At 38.4% G+C, this 4,283-nt stretch carries 5 protein-coding genes and 2 pseudogenes; 2 read left to right on the top strand and 5 right to left on the bottom strand.

What is annotated here, in order from left to right; all coding sequences use genetic code 11:
- Nucleotides 1–100, top strand: a pseudogene (locus FTV34_RS16565) (IS1 family transposase); the annotation flags it as partial.
- 877 nt (nucleotides 101–977) lie between these two features.
- Here the strand turns inward: FTV34_RS16565 and FTV34_RS16560 are convergent.
- From FTV34_RS16560 to FTV34_RS16545, 4 genes are all read right to left on the bottom strand, one after another.
- Nucleotides 978–1,793, bottom strand: a complete 816-nt coding sequence (locus FTV34_RS16560; RefSeq protein ID WP_005268593.1) for a hypothetical protein — start codon at nucleotides 1,791–1,793, stop codon at nucleotides 978–980.
- Nucleotides 1,794–1,874: 81 nt separating this feature from the next.
- The gene (locus FTV34_RS16555) at nucleotides 1,875–2,375 is read right to left on the bottom strand and encodes a hypothetical protein (RefSeq protein WP_004282297.1); all 501 of its coding nucleotides are present in this window, start codon (nucleotides 2,373–2,375) and stop codon (nucleotides 1,875–1,877) included.
- Nucleotides 2,372–3,301, bottom strand: coding sequence for a MobA/MobL family protein (locus FTV34_RS16550; RefSeq protein WP_004282296.1), 930 nt, complete (start codon nucleotides 3,299–3,301; stop codon nucleotides 2,372–2,374). Before FTV34_RS16550 ends, FTV34_RS16555 begins: the two co-directional genes overlap by 4 nt.
- Complete coding sequence (locus FTV34_RS16545; RefSeq protein ID WP_004812002.1) at nucleotides 3,301–3,456, bottom strand: hypothetical protein; 156 nt, start codon at nucleotides 3,454–3,456, stop codon at nucleotides 3,301–3,303. The genes FTV34_RS16550 and FTV34_RS16545 overlap by 1 nt, the downstream gene beginning before the upstream one ends.
- A gap of 280 nt (nucleotides 3,457–3,736) precedes the next feature.
- On the opposite strand from FTV34_RS16545, the gene FTV34_RS16540 reads away from it, so the two are divergent.
- Nucleotides 3,737–4,219, top strand: coding sequence for a conjugal transfer protein TraD (locus tag FTV34_RS16540; RefSeq protein ID WP_257223315.1), 483 nt, complete (start codon nucleotides 3,737–3,739; stop codon nucleotides 4,217–4,219).
- Here the strand turns inward: FTV34_RS16540 and FTV34_RS16535 are convergent.
- A pseudogene (locus tag FTV34_RS16535) lies at nucleotides 4,184–4,283 on the bottom strand (IS1 family transposase); the annotation flags it as partial. The gene FTV34_RS16540 and the pseudogene FTV34_RS16535 sit on opposite strands and share 36 nt — an antisense overlap.

Raw genomic sequence — 4,283 nt, 5'->3', positions numbered from 1 at the left:
GCGCGGTTTTAGAAGGAGTTGTAATTTTTCAAAAAAGATTGAAAACCATTTTAAAGCTTTCGACTTAACCTTTTTTTACATCAATAATGGCTTCATTTAATGTCAGCATACTTTTTGAAACACCACCCGAAATTTTTATGGGTATCGTGTTAATAGGCTTAGCGTTACGACTTCTCTTAACATTCAACTGAATAGCCTAAGCAGAAAAGTAAAAACAACTACCTCGACTACTAAACACAATAAAAGCTAAAAGCAAGTGCTCTCAACTTCTCAACTCGCCTCCAAAGCGTCGCACTTCGTGCTTTGGCTTTGGAAACGGTTGAGAGAGTTTCGGCAATACTCACCCTAAGGGCAGCCATTTGAAAAAATGACATATCCCCTAAGTATTGCCGATTTACCTGTATATATTTGGCTTCGGAGCCACGTATATCGGTCGTATCCGCACATAGCTTTGCTGACTATGCAGACAAGGACTCAAAGTCTTGCACCTCGCTCCACGCGCTCCCTGTCGTTACATTGCCTGTATCTCTGCGAGGGTTTCCCCAACGTACAACTTAACAAGTCCTATGTAACTACTCCTAACGCTCCGCCTATGTGAAGTTCCCCTGTAAGCGGTTTAGCCTTTCGACTATAGCTACAATACGCCAGTGACACTTATTCCTACCACACGTACTGCATGCCGACCGTAAAACGGACACGCAGAAGCGGGCAAAGCTCGATCTAGGATGCTTATTTGATGGTTTAAAACACGAATTAACGAAGACTTATCATTTTGAGGCTTGATATAAACACTGTTTATTGTGAAAATAGAGTTCAGGTACAAGCCTTTTGGTGAAATCATAACGGTCGCCAAACCTTATGATCTTCGTTACTTGATGTTAGTTCCATCAAATAACTGCGTACCGCTGAATTTACTTGAAAACCCCTCTAAGTTGCAAGACTTAGAGGGGTTTTTGTTTAGAATTTTACATTACAAGTTACTTATTCTTGTTTAAAGCAAATTTTCGCTTCTTAATCACAGTAAGTGGCTTTTCTTGTGGAGCCATATTTTTCTGAATGGTTCCCTGCTTCATCTCTACTGGGACAGCACTATTTTCAGTAGTCTTTGGATTAGATTCTTTAGGCTTTGACTCTGTTGGCTTTTGCAGAGTTGCTTCCTTATTTTTAATTTTTATATAAATTTTATGAGCAACTGTATTGTGCTCCTTAATTTCCCTGTTCTTATCAGCCAATTTTTTATACTGTTCCTTAAAAGGTTTTATAAATTTTTTGATAGCTGATAAGAACACGGCTTCTTCAGGATATATGTCCGCTAATGTCTTAGGTGTTTCCTTTTGCACGAAATTGATGAGATCGGCTGGAAATTTATTAAGAATCTCTGGAGTAGCAAAGCTTACAAAATCATAGTCATGATAAGAAATTACAGCATATCGGGTATTTTTCTTAGTCGGACTTTTAATATAACCTTTGACTGTTGCCTCTCCTTGATCAAGTAACTTTTTCAAATAGAAATCTTTGATTTGGTTTTCTATAAGCGCATTACCTCTATAGAACCTAAGCTTCTGACTGATTTCCGCCTGTTCTTCCAGGTTGTCTTCATCAACAAGTTTTAGCTGTTCGGATTGGTTAAGGAATTGAGCATAATTATATTGAGCCAGTTCGGATGTCCAAATCAGTAACTGATCAAGGTTTTTAGGCATAGGAACTTTCAAATCATTCAAATCAAGCTTTTTAATGGGCGCAAGTTCTTCTTCCTTAAACTCTGTTCTTTCTAAACTTGATTGCTTTAACATAATAATTTCCTTAACTTCCACTAATTTTAAACATAATAAAAATTATAAATGAGTGCTTAGAGCCTTCATTTTCAGATTCAGCTATTTGGGGTCAATAACGCATAAATCCCCATGCTTCCCATAGCCACACTGCTCTTTCATCACTCGGACGCAGGGCTTGGACTCTTCTCCAACGGCACAACTTTGAATATCAAACTGAATACCTTGCTGCCTTAAACTCTCGATCTTTGGAATATTCTCTAAAGGCTTAATATAAGATGCAAATAGCCACGTCATAGTCAGTATGAGAACTGAAAAAACACCTAAGAAAGTGGTGATTAACTTCCATGAAAATTGATCATTGGCTGATTCAATCGAGTTTTTCAAGCGTCCAAGCGCTTTAGCGGTCTTAATAAGTTCTGCTGTACCGTCCTGTAAGCCCTCATTTACCGCTTTTGATATAGTGTGGTGGGTTTGCCCAGCAATAGTGCTTTGAATGTGTTCTTTCGTGATTTGAAGCTCTTTAACGGCCTGATTGACTAGGTTCTGCTGTTGTTCTGCAACTGCCATCAGTGCATATAGCTTTTTTTCATCAGGTGTCATCGGCTCATCCCTCTAAACTTCATTGTTTTCTGTTGCTCTCTTTCTAATTTCTGCTGCTGTTTGTACTGTTCCAAAGCAAGCTGTTTAAAGCTGTCAAAATCAGCCTTAAAGCTCTCAATACCCTGTTTAATTTCTTTATCTGAAATTGGGCTGTTTTTGAGGTCTTTCAGGTCTTTTTTAGGGTCGCCTAAATCTAGTTGCTCAAGCTCTTTATAGGCTATACGTGACTGTTGCAAGGCTTCCCTGATTTCAGGGTCTTTAGCTTGGCTTGGTAATAGTTTCTTTTCGGGTTCTTTCTCTATGCCTTGCTCTTTGTAGCTTCGCATATCAATACGACTGTCAATTTGGTGTTTTTCTAAATGGCTGTTGCATAAATCAGCCCATCTTTGGCGTAGGTCTTTAATATCAGTTTTTCGTTCCTGGTAACCCTTGCCCGTATTGTCTTTTTTAGCTCCGCCACGTTCAGGATTCTTGGCGTTATAGCGTTTGAAATATTGCTCTGGATCTCGTTCGATTCCATCTTGCAGACGTTCATTAAACATGAGGTGAACGTGAGGCTGATCCTTGCCGTCCATTGCTTTAGGGTTATGAATCGCAAATTGATACGGATATTTTGAGCCGATCTCAGACTGAATGAAGTCCTCAACCAGTTCTAGGCGTTGCTCGGCATTCATCTCTCTAGGCAGGGCAATTTCATATTCTCGATAGGTACTGCCATTTTTACGCTCGTAAAGGTCGGCTGCCTGCCAAAAGGTAATCGGATTATGTTCAGCCCATTTCGGCATGTTTCCATAAGCACTATGTTCAAGATCAGTTTCTGCCTGTTCCTGTTTCAGCTTCTTTTCTTCATCCCTATCAATATATTCGGCATGCGGTGCTGCTTTACCTGCCTTACCGACTTTGACACTTAAACGAGCAATCGCCATTAGGTTTTATCCTGTTCCTTTTTTCGGTTGCGCTCTTTCTTAAACGCTCTTTGATCAAGTATCGAAGCCCACATCATAATGATGATGATTAGCGGTGCTGCGATCACGCCAAAAGTAATATCTTTGATTTTTCCCAATACCTGTTTTAGTTGCATGCTGTTGCTCCTAGCTTTGGTACTTATTTTTTTCATTCAATTTTCAATTGAACGAAAAAAATAAGTTTCAGGGTTTTAGGGATGAAGTCCCTAACGTGCTTAGGTTTCTCAATGAAATTGAGAAACGTCTAAGCGCGCCATCAAATTTTTGATGGAAGTGCAGGCAACAATCTCTAGAACGACTTTAACAAAATTGCGTACATTTGACGTAATTATTTTGTTATCGTTCTTTGAGAATTAAGCCTGTACTTTTGCGGTATCTGAATTAATGGAATTGAATATGAATAATGATTGGCTGTCTGAAAAAATCACCTATATTTCTGCTTTAAAGAACCCTAGTGATGCACAAAAACTTTTACTTGAATTAGCCAAAATTCAGTACAGAACATCTGACCAAGAGAAAAAAATTAATGCCTTGATCAAAGCTGAAAAAGCCATAGATCGAGCAAATAAGCAAAAAGTTGCTGTTAGAAAATTATTGAATGCAGAAAAGGAAGCTGAACGTAAAGCTCGTACACGCCACCTTATCCAATTAGGCGCACTTTTTGAGATTGCTAAGCTAGATCAGCGTGATCCTGCTGAATTGCTTGGAGTACTTATAAAAACTGCTGAAATTGATCCAAATGATATGAAGTGGCAAATTTGGAAAGATTTAGGACAAGAAATGTTAAATAAAAGAAGTAATGAAAATAAAAAATCTGGTGGTGTTTCAAAAAGTATGCTGACATTAAATGAAGCCATTATTGATGTAAAAAAAGGTTAAGTCGAAAGCTTTAAAATGGTTTTCAATCTTTTTTGAAAAATTACAACTCCTTCTAAAACCGCGC

The sequence above is a fragment of the Acinetobacter sp. YH16038 genome (genome assembly GCF_013417275.1).
Lineage (GTDB): Bacteria > Pseudomonadota > Gammaproteobacteria > Pseudomonadales > Moraxellaceae > Acinetobacter.
The sequence above is the reverse complement of the archived record's forward strand: the minus strand, read 5'-3'. Positions and strand labels throughout refer to the sequence as shown.